At 35.3% G+C, this 15007-nt stretch carries 12 protein-coding genes and 1 CRISPR repeat array; of the genes, 7 read left to right on the top strand and 5 right to left on the bottom strand.

The genetic code is table 11. The features are described from left to right. Window positions 1–148: 148 nt before the first annotated feature. Window positions 149–441: direct repeats of the CRISPR family, unit length 30 nt; unit sequence ATTTAAATACATCTTATGTTAATGTTCAAC. Between the two features lie 536 nt (window positions 442–977). Continuing rightward, window positions 978–1952, bottom strand: a complete 975-nt coding sequence (locus IAI10_RS18370) for a glycosyl hydrolase (RefSeq protein WP_315674766.1) — start codon at window positions 1950–1952, stop codon at window positions 978–980. A 17-nt stretch (window positions 1953–1969) separates the two neighbouring features. Next, window positions 1970–4081 (bottom strand): alpha-galactosidase, encoded by a 2112-nt coding sequence (locus IAI10_RS18365; protein WP_315674765.1) that lies wholly within the window; start codon window positions 4079–4081, stop codon window positions 1970–1972. A gap of 194 nt (window positions 4082–4275) precedes the next feature. Here IAI10_RS18365 and IAI10_RS18360 point away from each other — a divergent pair, with 194 nt between their 5' ends. After that, window positions 4276–5190, top strand: coding sequence for an AraC family transcriptional regulator (locus IAI10_RS18360; protein ID WP_315674764.1), 915 nt, complete (start codon window positions 4276–4278; stop codon window positions 5188–5190). A gap of 54 nt (window positions 5191–5244) precedes the next feature. On the opposite strand, the gene yicI is transcribed toward IAI10_RS18360, so the two are convergent. Further along, entirely contained in the window at window positions 5245–7617 is a 2373-nt protein-coding gene (yicI, locus tag IAI10_RS18355; RefSeq protein WP_315674763.1) for an alpha-xylosidase, read from the bottom strand. A 151-nt stretch (window positions 7618–7768) separates the two neighbouring features. On the opposite strand from yicI, the gene IAI10_RS18350 reads away from it, so the two are divergent. The 6 genes from IAI10_RS18350 (at window position 7769) to IAI10_RS18320 (ending at window position 12535) form a co-directional block, all read left to right on the top strand. After that, on the top strand, window positions 7769–8650 hold the full coding sequence (locus tag IAI10_RS18350) for an AraC family transcriptional regulator (protein WP_315674762.1): 882 nt from the start codon (window positions 7769–7771) through the stop codon (window positions 8648–8650). A 114-nt stretch (window positions 8651–8764) separates the two neighbouring features. Then, on the top strand, window positions 8765–9805 hold the full coding sequence (locus tag IAI10_RS18345; RefSeq protein ID WP_315674761.1) for a hypothetical protein: 1041 nt from the start codon (window positions 8765–8767) through the stop codon (window positions 9803–9805). A 17-nt stretch (window positions 9806–9822) separates the two neighbouring features. Then, entirely contained in the window at window positions 9823–10080 is a 258-nt protein-coding gene (locus IAI10_RS18340) for a CD3324 family protein (RefSeq protein WP_315674760.1), read from the top strand. A 286-nt stretch (window positions 10081–10366) separates the two neighbouring features. Then, window positions 10367–10525 (top strand): hypothetical protein, encoded by a 159-nt coding sequence (locus IAI10_RS18335; RefSeq protein ID WP_315674759.1) that lies wholly within the window; start codon window positions 10367–10369, stop codon window positions 10523–10525. A 344-nt stretch (window positions 10526–10869) separates the two neighbouring features. Beyond that, complete coding sequence (locus IAI10_RS18325) at window positions 10870–11265, top strand: MerR family transcriptional regulator (RefSeq protein WP_315674758.1); 396 nt, start codon at window positions 10870–10872, stop codon at window positions 11263–11265. Window positions 11266–11341: 76 nt separating this feature from the next. Continuing rightward, window positions 11342–12535, top strand: a complete 1194-nt coding sequence (locus IAI10_RS18320) for an MFS transporter (RefSeq protein ID WP_315674757.1) — start codon at window positions 11342–11344, stop codon at window positions 12533–12535. Window positions 12536–13040: 505 nt separating this feature from the next. On the opposite strand, the gene IAI10_RS18315 is transcribed toward IAI10_RS18320, so the two are convergent. Continuing rightward, window positions 13041–13820 carry a YibE/F family protein gene (locus IAI10_RS18315; protein WP_315674756.1) on the bottom strand — a complete coding sequence of 260 codons (780 nt, stop codon included), beginning with the start codon at window positions 13818–13820 and terminating at the stop codon, window positions 13041–13043. A 3-nt stretch (window positions 13821–13823) separates the two neighbouring features. Beyond that, window positions 13824–14957 carry a YibE/F family protein gene (locus tag IAI10_RS18310; protein WP_315674755.1) on the bottom strand — a complete coding sequence of 378 codons (1134 nt, stop codon included), beginning with the start codon at window positions 14955–14957 and terminating at the stop codon, window positions 13824–13826. Window positions 14958–15007: the final 50 nt, after the last annotated feature.

Below are 15007 nucleotides of genomic sequence, written 5' to 3'. Positions count from 1 at the left end.
AAGGATACATAGTAGTATTGGATATTTAACTCCACAAAAATGCGAAGATTTAGCTAGAAAAATTGTATAAAAAGTTCAACTTTTTGTGTCTAAGATATTGACATAGATCCACTAGATAAGTTTTCATAATTAGATATAGTTTGTCGCGATTTAAATACATCTTATGTTAATGTTCAACGAAGTTGCATATAGCTAGAAATACTCTTTCTAACTAATTTAAATACATCTTATGTTAATGTTCAACAATTCAACAGATTTAACACCATCAATTCGCTCTAAAATTTAAATACATCTTATGTTAATGTTCAACCATGCAGTGCTATCAATTATTGTTTTTGACAGGTGATTTAAATACATCTTATGTTAATGTTCAACAAAGATACTGAACTAGCTAAAATGAAGGCTGAAATGATTTAAATACATCTTATGTTAATGTTCAACTACTGCAATAAAGCCATTTCTGTTTTATATTATACCCTCATAAATCTTTAAAATAAAGACTTTTGCAAAAAGTTTCCCAACCTTTTTGATTTTTTAATACAAACTCAAAAAAAGTGCTCTAAATCCTTAATTTTTCTGACTTTAAGAGCACTTTTATTTATTGACGGCTGGTAAAATCATTAAATTCACGCCATCTATTTACCTTTGATATCATCCTATTTACTAACTAGCTTTAATACCGTCTCTATGGTGCGTTGAATAGAAAAAGATATGTCGTCAAGTCCCACTGATTCCTTAGATGCAAATGTCACTGCGTATCCAAAACAGATAATTCCATTCTAGCATGATGGTAGATAGGATAATTAAGCCTAAAAACCAGCAAATCATTCTATGGATTTATATCTTAGATTCCAGCTCATTTTTTGATTCAGAGTCTAATACATCAGCTATATATCAATTATTGCCAATGTTTGCTTTGCTATAGCCAGATTCTTATACTCAGGAGAAACGACATTATTCCGTTTTATACATCCAAGTTAATATAAACCTGGCAGCTTATCTAAGGTAACAGCATAATCACTATTATATGCTGCATATAGTTCTTCTTCTGATGTCCATTCACCCGTGGAGCCAAAATCATTAGACCAGGTCATGTACCAGGCCCAAGGGATATTGCTTTTGGAAAGCTTAGGAATACTAGGAATTACTCCTATTTCAGCAAGAGCAGTTATCTTGTTTGAAGGTGTAATTTCTATTAACTCCTCATATTCCTTCTTTAAATCAGTATGCTGGTGCTTTGGAGGATATAAATCTCTAGATATAACATCTGCCACATCATCCCCTACATAGCCTTCCTTAAGTGGTGAATTCCATACCCAAATCAGATTATTGAGCTTATGATGATTAGTATATCTATCATACATTAGACGATACAATTTTCTTGCTGTATCAGCTCCATTGCTGCCCCACCAGAACCAATTTCCTTCAGCCTCATGGAAGGGCCTCCATAGGATTGGAATGTGCTTATCACAAAATTTCTTTAGTATTCCTGCCATATGATCCATGTCAGAAATCAGCGCCTTATTTTCCTCTGTGCCTTCAAGCACTGCTTTTGAAGCATCAAAGCTGGTGTTCTCAGAGTAAAAACCTTTGTCAAAGCTTCCGAAGGGTGAAAACCAGTGCCAGGTAAAAGTTATCAGCCCTTTTTTATTTAATGCCCAGTCCCAAGCATTTTCAAGAGTATTTTTATTTTCTTCCACTTCCAGTAAGCATTCCGGAGAGCTGTTTTTATAATTTATGTTAGGGGAGTAGCTTAAAAGCTCAAAGCCGCAGAGAGCAGGAAGCTTTCCTGTCACCTTTTCTATGAACCTAAGCTCCTTTTGAAGCCTAGTCTGAGTATGCTGTCCTGTAATTATACCTTTCCCTGAAAGCTTGCTGAGATATTTCAGCACAGCTTTAACTTCCTTGGACGCATTTGGATTGCAGGGTGTAGAATTTTTTATAGTATGCAAAGCCTTCATCCTTTCTTTTAATCTAAAGTAATTTCAAATAATCTTGCTGTAAACTGCTTCGGCAATTTAACCGTCAGGGTTTTATTTACATCATTCCACTGATATTCACATTCCTCATAGCTTGGATATGCACATTTAACCGATACCTTCTTACCAGCTGTATATTGTATTGGAAGAATGCAAGTGTTTCCTGCACTATTTCTTCGCCAGACTGCAACATAAAGCTTTTTCTCCGCTCTTAATCCTAGGCTTACCCAGCCATCTGAGAATTTTGATAAACCAAGGGGCCAAAAGGGCAGAGAGGTCTTTATATCCAAACGCATGGACTTATAATAGTCAAGGGCTTCTTTAACAAGGTACTTTCTATCTTCACTTATATTACCTAGATGCCCGCTTTGATGTATTCTAAGCAGCATGGCATTCACCATATTGAATACTACCTCTTCCTTGTCTCCTTCAGTTAGGGGATAAGACCATATTGCAGATTGCTCTGGAGTTAGTCCTGAAGGAGAATTTGCAGCTATGGTAGCATAACGTCTGTAGTCATCCTGATCGCTAGTGGATTGAATTGAGTAACGCTGAAGCATTGCATAGTCAATACGAAGGCCGCCGCTGGAGCAATTTTCAATTATAAGATCCGGGTATTTGGCAAAAATACTGTCAAGCCAAGCCAGATATGCCCTTTCATGACCAAGCAGACCATCTCCAATGCTGTCTGCATTTAGCTCTGTGCCTATTCCAGGCTCTATATTATAATCCATTTTAATGTAGCCTACGCCATACTCCGAAATAAGTCTGGCAATAACTTCATTTGCATGCTGAATAACCTGTGGATTTCTAAAATCCAGCTGATAGCGAGAACGATCATATACCTTTTTACCATGACGCACAAAGAACCAATCCTCTGGAACCTTTGAAGCCTTTGGACACTTTATACCCATAACCTCAAGCTCCAGCCATACCCCAGGGATTAAACCTTTACTTCTTATATAATCAGTAACTTCTTTTAGCCCATTAGGGAACCTTTCCCTTGATTCCTGCCATTCCCCTACATTATCCCACCAGAAGCCTGCAGAATACCAGCCTGCATCAATGCAGAAATACTCGCAGCCCGCAGCTGCGGCAGCATCAATTAATGGCAGCTCTTTTTCTGTGGTAGGATCTGCCCACAAGCAGTTCATATAATCATTAAATATGATTGCTAAGCTTTCATTATCCTTATTAGGACGTCGAATAATTCTTCTGTATTTAGTCAGCTCTCCCATTGCAGTATCGAAGCTGCCGCTGCTTACTCCAACTGCTACCGGTACGGAAATAAAGCTTTCCTCAGGCTTTAAATTCTTGAACCAATGAGATTCTGTCTCCGTAGGTCCGCTTAAAGCAAGGTATAAATGTGCTGTCTGATCTGATATTTCCCAATGCCAGGAGCCATTGTGCTCAATCTGCCAGAATAAATTAGTGGAGGTTTCTGTATTCTCTAAAAAGGCCATTGGCAGGTACTCCTTTGTGGACCAGTTTCCTGTGTTTGTAATGCCTATAGCCTTTGAGGATCTCTGCTCCACTACAGGCTGTGATTGCCCTATACCAAGCTGCTCTAAGGTATAGACTTGCCAATCCATCTCTCTCTGCCAGGAATTGTGAGGTATCTTAAGCTGCATCTTTTCATCACGGGGAAGGATTCCCTCCTTTTCAATTCCAGTATAGTTAAAAGAAGATATATAAACTAAAGTCTGAGTTTCACTGCCCTTGTTGATTACCTCACTCCAAGAACGTATTACAGAAGCTCCATCATAGAACTGAATATGGCTTATCACATAAATTCCTGTTTCCTGATCAAAGATGGTGAACTCCAGCTTTCTTCCTAAATTGTTGCGATAATCTCTATGATTTTCATATTTCATCCTATAGCCTGGGGCCGTAACTATATACTTAGTACCGTGCCTCTCCAAAGGCCTGTCTAAGCCTGCTATATCTATCTCCACTAAATTAAAGCTTCCTTTTATAGAGCGTGCTTTTATATCCTCTGCACGAAAAGGAAGCGCAGAAAAATGTAAAAGCTTTAGCTCCTTCTCTTCAGTTATTTCAAATACAAGATGCATATTATTTTCATTTATATATATTTGATTCATGAAGTTCATCCTCCCGTTTTATACTCATTTTAATTATCAGAGCATATTATTGTTATTAAATATCTTAATTATAACATTGCCCCCTCTTATATAAATGTCTTAAGACAACTTCTTCTTATCTATTAGCGACTATTGAAAAGGTTCTTGCAACTGCTATAATATACATATAAATAATCTAGAGAGGATAGATTTCAATGCCGTTTTGTCTTTTAACGGAAGCATTTCCCAAAGTATCTTTTATGGGACGTACAGTAAGTGAGGACTGGTTTCATTTCCCTAGAATCACCAACGAATATTTGCTGTTCATTTTAAACAGCGGTACTCTTTATATAAAAGAGGATGATATAAATTACGAGCTACATGAAGGAGACATACTTTTATTGGAGCCAGAACGCTATCATGTGGGCTATAAATCGGCAGCAATAGACTATTTTTTTATTCACATGCCGCCAACTACCTTTTCCCCTATGGACTTTAATTCTCAAATTGATTTGACTGATTTTATGCTGAAAAACTGGCAAAACTACTTTAAATCCAATCCCTTCAGCTATGAACCCTATAGCTTTTCAAAGCTTCTGATTCCTAAGACCATGAGGCTTGAAAACAAGATTGTTCTTAAATCAATTTATGATCATATAAACGAGGCAATACAGGCATATGAAACAAGAAATGAATATTACAAATATCTTTGCTCCTGTAAAATGCTTGAAATTCTCATCAGTATTTCAAAAGAATATTCAAATATGATTTTATCCACAGGCTCTAAATCACAGCCTTATTTTAAAAAGGATGAAAAAATTGAAGAGGTGCTCACTTTTCTTCATGACAGCTATCCAAAGAAAATCAAGGGACTTGATATTGAAAATAGCATTAACATGAATTTTGATTATTTGAATAGACTTTTCAAGAAGCAAATAGGTCTTTCCATATTTGAGTATTTAACTATCTATAGAATCAACAAGGCAAAGGAATTATTGATTAACAGTGACAAGAAAGCTTATGAAATAGCAGCGCTTACGGGCTTTTCTAATGAATATCACTTTAATAGAGTCTTTTCACAAAAGGTAGGAATGCCCCCTGGTAAATTTCGTGAAAGATATTTGATGTAAAATAATCCACAGCATGCATTCTTTTAGAAGCAGTGCTGTGGATTATTCTGTAGATTACTTTAATTTAATTACTGCCTTAGCTGTGCCTGAAAGCTTAACCAGTGTTCCTTCCTCAGTTTCTGAGAAAGCAGCATCCGCAGATTCTATGCCTTTAACATTCACAAGTAAGATGCTTACATCCTGAACTTCTCTGTCAAATTCAACTACAAGCTCATTATCCTTATTGTAAGCATGAACCTCTAAAGCCTTTCCTGCAAGCTTATCGTATATTACGCATTTTGCGTCGCTTACCTTATAAAGTCTTAAGGTTGCACCTTTAACATAATCATATTCAAAGGACTTTTCAAAAGCACCCATAGGAATTATGCTGTTTTCCTTAACCATAACAGGAAGGTTGAAATAGTTATGAGTTTCCTTTGAGTATCTTCCTCCTTCAACTTCTTTTCCGCTTAGAAGATTTGTCCAAGTTCCTTCTGGAAGATAGTAGTTTACTTCTCCTCTTTCATTGAAGATTGGTGCCACAAGTATGGAATCTCCCAGCATATACTGCTTATCTAAATATGCGCAGGATGGATCCTCCATGAATTCAAGTATCATTGGTCTTACCATAGGCACTCCAGTTTTGCTAGTTTCAATAGCATTTCTGAATAGATATGGCATAAGTTTTCCTTTTAAATTTGTAAAATGTCTTAAAACATCTACAGACTCTTCATCAAAAAGCCATGGCACTCTGTAGGAAGAATTGCCGTGAAGTCTGCTGTGAGTAGAAAGCAAGCCAAAAGCAGACCAACGCTTATATATATCAGGTGTAGCCGTAGCTTCAAAGCCGCTTATATCATGACTCCAGTAACCAAAGCCAGAAAGACATAGGGATAAGCCTCCTCTTAGGCTTTCTGCCATGGAAGTATATTTTGCTGAGCAGTCTCCTCCCCAATGCACAGGGAATTTCTGAGAGCCAACGGTAGCACTTCTTGCAAATACTGCAGCCTTGGCTTCTCCAAAGCTTTCCTTTAATACATTGAATACAGTATCATTATAAAGATAAGTGTAGTAGTTATGCATCTTAAGAGGATCTGCACCATTGCTGTAAACCACATCAGTAGGTATTCTTTCACCGAAGTCAGTCTTAAAGCAGTCTACTCCCATAGCAACAAGTGCTCTTAATTTATCTTGGAACCACTTGCAGGCTTCAGGGTTTGTGAAATCCACAATAGCCATGCCTGGCTGCCACTCATCACACTGGAATACAGTATTATCTTTATTCTTTATAAGATATCCATTTTTCTTACCCTCTGCAAATAATGATGAATGCTGTGCTATATATGGGTTTATCCATACACAGATCTTAAGTCCTCTGCTTTTCAATCTCTCTAGCATTCCCTTAGGATCTGGAAATTGTCTAGTGTCCCAAGCAAAGTCACACCAGTTGAACTCTCTCATCCAGAAGCAGTCAAAGTGGAATACTTCAAGAGGTATCTTCCTTTCTGCCATTCCATCTACAAAGGAGGTTACTGTCTCTTCATCGTAGGAAGTTGTAAAGGAAGTTGTAAGCCATAATCCGAAAGTCCATGCTGGTGGAAGAGATGGCTTTCCTGTTAAATCTGTATACTTTACAAGCACATCCTTCATCTCTGGACCTGCTATAACAAAATATTCAAGTCTTTCTCCAGTAACACTGAACTGTACATGGGATACATTTTCTGAATTAACTTCAAAGGATACATTTTCGCTGTGATTTACAAATACTCCGTAGCCCTTATTTGATATATAAAAAGGTATATTCTTATAGGACTGTATAGAACTTGTACCTCCATCTCCATTGTAACATTCGACAGCCTGACCATTCTTTATAAAAGGAGTAAATCTCTCTCCTAAGCCGTAAATGCATTCATCTACATCCGTTGAAAGCTGCTCTCTCATATAGGAAGCTTGAGTAGTGCTTGGAATATTCCAGAAACCGTCATCCACTGTAGCAAGGTTTCTTAGAAGAGCCTTGGATTTTCTTTCTTTGATATAGGCCGCATTTCTCCAGCTGCTTTCAGTTATACGTTTTCCATCCTGGAAGAACTTAACGCTGAAGCCGCCCTTTTTAGCTATCTCTACTTTTAGATTACCGCTGATTAACTCTGCAGTCTCTTCTCCGTCAATTATTGTTGGTTTGAAGCCCTCGCTTTTATTTAACTGAAATAATTTTTCGTCCTCAGCTCCATCAAAATGAACCATGGACACCTTAACAATTCCCTCTATAGGAGACTCATATCTTATAGTTAATACAGGTCCTCCTAAAGTTTGCCCTCTGTTTTCAATGTAGGTACATGGAGCTAACACAGTAATTCCAGTATCATCACAATTTACGTCATAAGCCTGAGCTGGATAACTTACAGTAAAACCTTCTTTTACTTTCCAAAAACCATCTGTAAAATTCATAATTGTCCTCCTAAAATTTATTTTACGAGCTAAAAGCTCTTAAAGTTTTCTTTAAATATGTTACAATATAATAATAATGATATATTTATAAAATTTCTTGCGTTATTCCAGCAAATAATAACACTATTCTGATGTATAGGAGAGTTTTAAAATGGATAAAAATGCTTTAAAGGAAAATAAACCCCACGGAAGTCTAATGCTGCCACTAAGCTTTCATGAGATGAAGATATCCAATAATATTAATATATTGGACTGTCATTGGCATGAAGAGCTGGAATTTCTTTTAGTAACTGAGGGCAGAGCTTTGTTTCAGATAGAAACCTCCTCCTACGAAGTTAAAAAAGGAGAAGCCATTTTTATTAATAGAGACGAGATTCACGCTGGCTTTGCCATTAACAATTCTTCCTGCAATTATAGAGCTATAGTGTTCAATTCCGCATTTTTAAGCAGTCGAAATAGTGATGATATTCAAAACAAATACATCACTCCCCTAGTCAATGGTCATTTTCTTGTACCGAGACATATAAAACCTGAGACTCCCTGGGGAAGGTCAGTGCTGGATAAACTCTCCGAGATTTTTGTCTTTGAAGAAGAAAAGAATGCTGCCTACGAAATGCTTATAAAAGCAAATCTATACACCATGCTTTCAAAAATGCTCACAGCAGATAAAGGAAGGCTGCAGCATTTAGAAAATAGTGAGAATAGCTATAAAACGGAGAGATTAAAGGAGGTTTTAAACTACATTCATGACAATTATGGTGAACATATCACTGTAAAGCAGCTGGCGGAAAAGATAAATATGAGTGAGGGGCATTTCACCCGCTTTTTCAAGCAGATGACAAATAGAACTCCTATAGACTATATAAATTCCTATAGAATGAACATGGCAGCATACCTTTTAGAAAACAGCCAGAAAAAAATACTGGACATTTCTATGGAGGTAGGCTTTAGCAATTTCAGCTATTTTATCAATACCTTTAAGAAATACATGAACTGCACTCCCTCAAAGTACCTTAAGAGAATTGAAGGCTAAGGGTAAAAAACTATCTAGAAAATTCTCGGCATTTTATTCAATATAAAGCTATATTATAATTTATATTGTAAGAAAACGGCCGTTACTTAATGTATGTTTAAGGAGTGATTTTATATGGGAAATATAAATGAAAATTTATTAGAATGGGTAATTGAAAAAATTAAAAAAGAATACAAAGATGATATTTGTTTATTGATTGGCAATGATAATTTAAAGCTGGAGCAGGATTCTCAGGGATCATATTTTAACTATTTTGTTCCTGCAAATGAAAAAGGCTATAGCCTTTCCAGAACCTTTATTGTGGATGGCATAGGCTATGATTTATATCCAAGGTCCTGGCAGCGTATGGAAGCTATGGCTAATTTAGATGATTACAATACTACTGGTCTGGGAGATGTAGAAATTCTTTATTGCAGAAGTGAGGAGGATAAAAACCGTTTCCTGGCTATGCAGCAAAAATTACAGGAGAATTTGAAGGACCCTAACTTTATGTTCAAAAAAGCTCTTGAGAAGCTTAATGTAGCCATGGAAATCTATCAGACTATGGTCTTTGAAGAAAATCTTAGCAAGGTTAGAATGGCAGCGGGCTTTATTGCTGATTATCTCTCTGTGGCAGTAGCTTGCATTAACCACACATATTTTAAGTACTCTCAAATTAATCAAATAAGTGAGTTGTCCAATATGAAGACTCTTCCTCAAAACTTTATAGAATACTATAAAGCAATAATCCAGGCGGACTCAATGGATGAATTAAAAAAATTGTGCCATGTGATGATTCTCTCTACCCGTAAGCTTTTAAGCTATGTAAAACCCCAGGAAGAAAAAAAGGCTTGCCCTGCTGATTTTCATAATCTAGCTAGCTGGTATCAAGAGCTTTGCTACACCTGGAGAAGAATTTATTACTGGTGCGGTGAAAACAATGCTGAAAAGGTATTTGTTTGGACCTGTTACCTACAGCAGGAACTGAATATTGTGAAGGAAGAATTTAATCTAAAAGAGATGCCTTTAGCCGATAGCTACAATGCAGAAAATTTAGAACCCATAAGAAAACGAGCTGAAGAATTAGAAAAATATATAGTAGAAGAAATTCACAAGCATGGAGTAGAATTGGATGAATATGCTTTCATTGAAGATTTTCTAGCTAAAAATTCATAGGAAAGGTTTGATTTCCTATGAGATGCAGAAATGCAGCAGATATTTTACCAGACGACCTCTTAAAAGAATTGCAAAAATATATTTCTGGAGAAGCCTTATATATTCCCTCAGATAAAGAGCGAAAGAAGTGGGGCTCAAGCTCTGGGGCCAGAAAATTTTATACGGAGAGAAATGAAGAAATACGGTACAAGTTTTTTCACAAGGTGAACCTTGAAAAATTAGCTGAAGAATACTGCCTATCCGTTGAGACTATTAGAAAAATTGTTTATAAATAATAAGTCTATATTATGCAACAAGGTGCCTAGTCACCTTGTTGTTATTTCTATTGCCATATAGGAATTATGTAGATTCAACATTGACAATCTATACAATTTGAATTTTGTGCTATATTTTAAAATTTGTAATTTAATACGATGTTTTAGTTATACTATAATTATTAAATTATCTTTTGTGTTAATATTTAATTTGCTTTAATTATTAGTACGATGTACTAATAATGTATTTACATATTTATAAATTTGTAATATAAAATACTTATAAAATATATTTAGGAGGGATACTATGGCGCAAACAACTGTTAGCATTCGTATGGATGAGGATTTAAAAAAGCAAGCCGAAATACTTTTTTCAGACTTTGGTATGAATTTGAAAAAATCTATAGGGCAGCTTAATCAGTCCAAAGGCACTCCTCATGATATTATTGAGGTTGACAATGAATAAACTGTGGTCTGAGGAAGCTTGGAACCATTAAAATATGAACTGCAAGGTTTTTGGAACAGACGAATTGACTAAGTTAATCGATTAGTATATCGTATTAATAACGAACAAATTGAAATAGCTCAATGCCGAACTCACTATGAAAAGTAACTTGAATTAAATGTTAAAAAGATCTAGTATGCAAAAGTGTACTGGATCTTTTTAGTATAAAATTATATTTATAGTAGCTTATATTTTTTAAGAGCCTTGAACTCTTTTTACCTAAAGCTTATTTACAACAGTTGACACTTAAAAAAATAAATGCTAATATACACTTAACGTTAACGTCAATAAAAGGAGTGAATCATATGAGCTATAAAATTGGTGAGGTTGCTAAGCTTACCAATTTAACCACACGAACAATTCGATATTATGAGGAGCTCGGTTTGTTAGGAAATAAAAATAATAGATCCCTGGGGCAGCTTCGATTATTTGATAATGATGATATTAAACGCTTAAAGAAGATTCAAATGCTTAAAGATTTAGGTCTCACTCTAGAGGAGATAAGCCAAGTCATAGAGTTGTACTTTACCGATGATCATATCATAGAAGGTAAACGTCAAGTGATTGAAATTTTAAAGAATCACATCATAGTAGCCGAAGAGAAAATAAAAGAATTAAATGACTTTAAGATGGAGAGTCAAGAAAATATTCAAAAGATAGAATCCATTATTAAAAATACTGAAAATAAAAAAAATAAGTAGTAATTAAAACTTATTTTTTTCCTTAAAACTTAACGTTTACGTTAAGGTAATTAAATAGAATTGGAGGATCTGCATCATGATTCAACACACAAATATAATTACATCTAAAGAATATAAAATGAACAATTTTATAATTATATTATTATCTATTGCCAGCGGCCTTACCGCTGCTAATCTTTATTACTCACAGCCTTTATTCGAAGAACTTTCTAGATTTTTCAATGTATCCTCTGCCATGATTGGAACTGCAGCTATGCTAATTCAAATTGGTTATGCATTAGGACTTATCTTCTTGGTTCCCTTAGGAGATATTAAAGAGCATCGTAAATTAATAATGACAATGTTATTTTGTTCAGCCCTATCATTGCTCGGTCTGTCATTTGCTCCAAATATATGGTGGTTATTAATCAGTTCTTTACTAGTTGGACTAACTTCCATCACCCCAATGCTTATTGTTACGCTAGCAGCACATCTGGCAAAAGCATCAGAAAGAGGACGGGTGATTGGAAACGTGATGAGCGGACTTCTAATTGGTATCTTATTATCTAGGGTATTCAGTGGAATTGTAGGCTCTGCTTTAGGATGGCAAGCTGTTTATAGAATAGCTGCTGCAATGATGCTGTTATTAATTATAGTATTTAGCTTCTGGCTTCCAAAATCTTCTCCAGATACTGTGATGAGTTATAGAAAACTTCTTAAATCTTTAGTTACATTACTTAGAAATCAACCTGTTTTAATGGAGGCCTCACTAATTGGTGCAATGATGTTTGCTACTTTCAGTGCTTTTTGGACCACGCTTTCTTTTTTACTTAAATCTTCGCTTTACAATTTAGGTGCTGAAGCTGCAGGTTTGTTTGGATTGGTGGGAGTAGTTGGAGCTTTAGTTGCTTCTGTTGTGGGGCAAGTTGCCGATAAAAAAAGCCCTAGATTTACATTAACTATAGCCATTATAATCTCTGCTTTATCTTACATTTGCTTTTGGGCTTTCGGATACCAAATGTGGGGACTGATTAGCGGAGTAATCTTACTAGACTTGGGAATCCAATCTGGGCAAATTTCAAATCAAGCCCGCATTAATGCTTTAAATGCTGCAGCTCGTAGCAGGAACAATGCTGTTTATATGGCATTTTATTTCTGCGGAGGCGCCTTAGGTTCATTCCTTGGAACATTTTTTTGGGGATTATTAGGCTGGTCTGGAGTATGTATCTGTGGAATATTATTTCAAGCAATTGCAGCCACAATCCATATTTATGGTATAAGGCACAGATAAAAGCATAAAAAGTAGTCCCTTCTTTTTAATTAGGCTATATTTTAAAAGGATGTTGATAAAGGCGTTTTTCGTCTAGCATGGTTTCTTTCAGAACCCATGTAAGTAACTCTAAGGGCCGCTTTGTTATAATTGGCTACCAATTTTATTGCGCCATCCATGGCGCTAAAATTGCTTTGCCCGTCCTAGGCAAAATTACGCCAATTATAAGTCGCAATCCCTAAGAGTTTCTAGAACTTAAACGATAATATCAACATTTTAAAACATAGCCTCCCGAACTGAGGCCACTGAAAAACTAAAAAATATTACTAATTTAGATATATTTGTATATTTTCGCAGGTGATTTATGTCTAAAAAGTTGTTACAAGGCTATTAGAAGGCCTTCTGACGCCTTACTTATTTTACCAAACAATTTGTGCAAAAAATATGGGGACTTTTTCAGTGGCCTCCCCGAACTGAAGGAAGTTTTAAATCAGTGTAAAATCAACACTGATTTAAAACAGAGCCTTTAATTATTATTAGGTTTGCTGTCAGAAGAATGTTTTATAAGTAAAATATTTGCAGTTATAAAAGCTGTTACAGGTATGATAAGTATGATTCCTAAGCCGCTAGAAAGGATCTGAAACATTTCCGCGCAGAATATTTTATTGTTTATTATATCCGCTCCAGAATATTTTACATCCCTAAAATATATGAGAAGTGTCATAAACTCGCTTATATACGCAAAAAGCAGAGTGTTAATCATTGTTCCCAAGATATCCCTACCTATATTTATACCAGATTTTATAAGACTTTTTTTGCTGATATCAGGATTATTTACGTGCAGCTCATTTAATGAGGAAGCTATGGATATAGCTACATCTGTAATCGCTCCCAAAAGCCCTATTAAGGCCTCACATATTACTATTTTAGTAAAACTAATGCCTATATCCACAGAAAAATAAGCTATACTCTCCGTTTGCTCCTTACCAAAGCCTTGTATTTGAGACTCAGTACCAAGCTTGTAAATGGCAAGCATAGTGAGCAGCACCACTAAGATTACAGCTATGAGTGATGCCGTGGTCTTTTGATTCACCCCATTTATAAAAAACAAGGTGCTAGCTGTAATAATAGTAGCAATAATCACAGTTACTACTATGGGATTTAAGTTTAAGGCTATTAGAATCATCATAATAAAAAACATTATGAAATTAAAAAATAAAACGAAGAAGGATTTTATTCCTCTATTCCCTCCGATAACAGCCATTAATATAAAAAGAATTATCAATAATAAAGCTTGTACACTCATAATTTATTTTTCTCCTATCTTTGCTCTCTTAATAAATACAATGGAAATGAACATAGTAATAGGGATACTTAATACAATTCCTATGCTTCCAGTAAGAGCACGAATGATTTCCAAACCAAGATTTAAGCTTATCATTTCTGAAATAGGAAAGGAATTTTTGAGCAAAATCAGCAGCATAGGCATACTGCCGCTTATATAGGCAAAAACTAAGGTATTTGCCATTGTACCAATAATATCCTTCCCTATTTCCATTGCAGATTTTATTAAAGCTTTTCTTTCAATGTCTGGATTTGTATCATATATTTCTTTGATAGAAGAAGCCATAGAAATAGATATATCCATTATTGCACCTAGAGTTCCTATCAAAATTTCAGGAAAAAATATTTGTTCTGGCAGGTGAGTAAGGAATTCCATTCCCTCATAATGAATACCTTGTCCATTAGTAAATTTTATTACTATATAAGCAATGAGCATAGAAGCAACAGTCCCAGCAATTGTGCCTATTATAGCAGCGTAGGATTTTTTATTTATTCCGCTGACTAAAAAAATCGATAGGACTATAAACAATATACTGGCTAAAGAGGAGGTAAGCAGTAGGTTCCAGCCGCTCAAATAAAGGGTTACTACAGCTAGTATAAGAAAAATATTTATGGTCAAGCTTACAAGGGCTCTAAAGCCTTTAATTCTACCTATAAGCAACACAAATAGAACAAATAAAATCACCATGTAATAAAGGTAGTTATCCCTCTTGAAGTCTAATAAGCCTACTGCTGTGCTATTATCCTTTGAGTTTTTATAAATTGAAATAAACACCTTATCATTCTCTTTAAGATAGATACCTTTTGCATTTGAAAAAGTAGTGTTATTTTCGAAAGTAACTTTTTCTCCCTTGTGACTTCCATTCAGTACCACTGCAGTAACCTGTTGGTTGATTGTCTCATCGGTGTTTCCACTGGTATCTGTTGTCTGAGAGGTTTTATCCTGGACAGAGGTGACTTTTGCTACAGTCTTGTTATAATATTTCTCATTATTATTTACAAAATAAATACTTATAATAGTGAAAACTATAGCTATTATAAGCATAAAGGCATTTCTTTTAAATTTACTATCCAGCACCCTTTTCATAGTTTCTAACATTGAACTGACTCCTTTGTTTTAACCTATAAAATTTATATTTTTTACAATTA

It is taken from the genome of Clostridium sp. 19966, assembly GCF_032335695.1.
Lineage (GTDB): Bacteria > Bacillota > Clostridia > Clostridiales > Clostridiaceae > JACTOJ01.
This window is presented reverse-complemented; position numbering and strand designations above follow the sequence as displayed.

Excerpts from the sequence above, each read along its gene's own strand:
- IAI10_RS18365 (WP_315674765.1), bottom strand. The coding sequence starts at position 4,081 with ATGAATCAAATATATATAAATGAAAATAATATGCATCTTGTATTTGAA.
- IAI10_RS18360 (WP_315674764.1), top strand. The coding sequence starts at position 4,276 with ATGCCGTTTTGTCTTTTAACGGAAGCATTTCCCAAAGTATCTTTTATG.
- yicI (WP_315674763.1), bottom strand. The coding sequence starts at position 7,617 with ATGAATTTTACAGATGGTTTTTGGAAAGTAAAAGAAGGTTTTACTGTA.
- IAI10_RS18310 (WP_315674755.1), bottom strand. The coding sequence starts at position 14,957 with ATGTTAGAAACTATGAAAAGGGTGCTGGATAGTAAATTTAAAAGAAAT.
- IAI10_RS18350 (WP_315674762.1), top strand. The coding sequence starts at position 7,769 with ATGGATAAAAATGCTTTAAAGGAAAATAAACCCCACGGAAGTCTAATG.
- IAI10_RS18315 (WP_315674756.1), bottom strand. The coding sequence starts at position 13,820 with ATGAGTGTACAAGCTTTATTATTGATAATTCTTTTTATATTAATGGCT.
- IAI10_RS18320 (WP_315674757.1), top strand. The coding sequence starts at position 11,342 with ATGATTCAACACACAAATATAATTACATCTAAAGAATATAAAATGAAC.
- IAI10_RS18325 (WP_315674758.1), top strand. The coding sequence starts at position 10,870 with ATGAGCTATAAAATTGGTGAGGTTGCTAAGCTTACCAATTTAACCACA.
- IAI10_RS18345 (WP_315674761.1), top strand. The coding sequence starts at position 8,765 with ATGGGAAATATAAATGAAAATTTATTAGAATGGGTAATTGAAAAAATT.
- IAI10_RS18335 (WP_315674759.1), top strand. The coding sequence starts at position 10,367 with ATGGCGCAAACAACTGTTAGCATTCGTATGGATGAGGATTTAAAAAAG.
- IAI10_RS18340 (WP_315674760.1), top strand. The coding sequence starts at position 9,823 with ATGAGATGCAGAAATGCAGCAGATATTTTACCAGACGACCTCTTAAAA.